General features: G+C 75.3%; 1 protein-coding gene. It reads right to left on the reverse strand.

The window, feature by feature from the left end:
* A partial coding sequence (locus ACG2DA_RS22755) for a hypothetical protein (RefSeq protein ID WP_395258983.1) occupies positions 1 to 1417 on the reverse strand: 1417 nt, incomplete at both ends.

Genomic DNA, 1417 nt, shown 5'->3' on the forward strand with positions numbered 1-1417 from the left:
GCGTCGGCGCCTCCGGAGCCGCCGGCGGGGGCGTCGACGTAGACTTCGGTGCTGTCGTCGATTGCGAGATCCAACACGTCCTCCGGGACCAACACCCCGCGGGCGGAGACCCGGTTGACCGACTGGTTCTCCTCGATCGCCCCGGGCAGCCGTTTCAGGAGCGTGGTGAGGCTGGCCCCCTCCCACCCGCTGCCCTTCAGCAGCGTGGCGCCGGCCCGGTTGCTGACGAACAGCCCCGCCGGCAGCGTCGCCCCGCCGCCCTTCCGCACGAACCGCGTGTCGATCACCCGCAGCCCGACCAGCTCCAGGGCCCGCCGCTCGTCCTTCTTGAAGTCGGCGTTGGTCCCGGACCGCAGCACGCCGCTGACGACCTCGCCGACGCTCCGCTCGTGACCGCGGCCCTCGTAAACGACGCGGACCGGGCGGGAGAGGATGTCGTCCAGGAGGCGGCGCTCGGTGGGGACTGGGGCCTCGCGGGCGTGGTCGGCGACGAACGACTCGAGCGTCGCCCGGGCGACGTCGGGGGCGACGTCCCGGCCGTGCCGCAGGACGGCGTCGAAGGCTGCCGGCACGGCCAAGAGCTCCACGAGCCGGCTGTCCGCCCCGTCCGGGGCCGGGCGGCGGATCGCCCGGGCCAGCTCCTCGGCTTTCCGCACCGCCCAGACCGCCGCGGCGATCAACTCGACCCGCAACTCGTGCAACTCGCCCTCCGGCGGGAGCGTCGGGTCCGGGGAGTTCGTCGGCAGGGCGCCCAGGCTCAGGTCGATCTGGCGGTTCCGGTCCTGGGTCGCCATGTCGCCCGGCTCGATCGCCAGCACCCACGGGAGCACCGGCAGTTCCGTTTCGCGGGTCCGCCCGGTGGGCGAGGAGCGGCCGATCCGCCCGTTGCGGGTGGCGACCCGGAACAGGGCCAGGATCGCGTCCCGGGTGGCGGAGTTTTCGAACTCGTCCAGCACGACCGGACGGGAGTCGTGGCCGACCTTGTCCCGGACGAACGCGGCGGTGACGTCCTCGTCGATCACCGCGAAGCCGTTCGGCCCGTGGAACAGCGGGGCCAGCACCTCGGCCACCAGCGTCGACTTGCCGGAGTCCGACCGGCCGGGGACCGCGACCCGCGGCCGGGCGCGCAGCACGGCCTGCACGAACGTGGCGGCGACGAAGGCCGCGGCGACCGCGGGGCTGGTCGCCGCGGTCCAGCACCACTGCCGCAGCAGACCCTCCAGCCGGTCGCGGGCGGCGGCGGCCCGGCCCGGGGTCATCGCGTCGATCGCCCCGCGGACGTCCGCCCCGGCCCACGCCGCCCCGCCCCGCAGGACCGGTCGGCCGCCGACCTGGTGGCCGTCGAAGTCCGCCGTGGCGGCGCCGTCGTACGTGTAGACGGCCGGGCCGTCGTTGATCAGCAGGTCCGCCCCCGCGC

It is taken from the genome of Alienimonas sp. DA493 (assembly GCF_043951915.1).
In the GTDB taxonomy this organism is placed as follows: domain Bacteria; phylum Planctomycetota; class Planctomycetia; order Planctomycetales; family Planctomycetaceae; genus Alienimonas.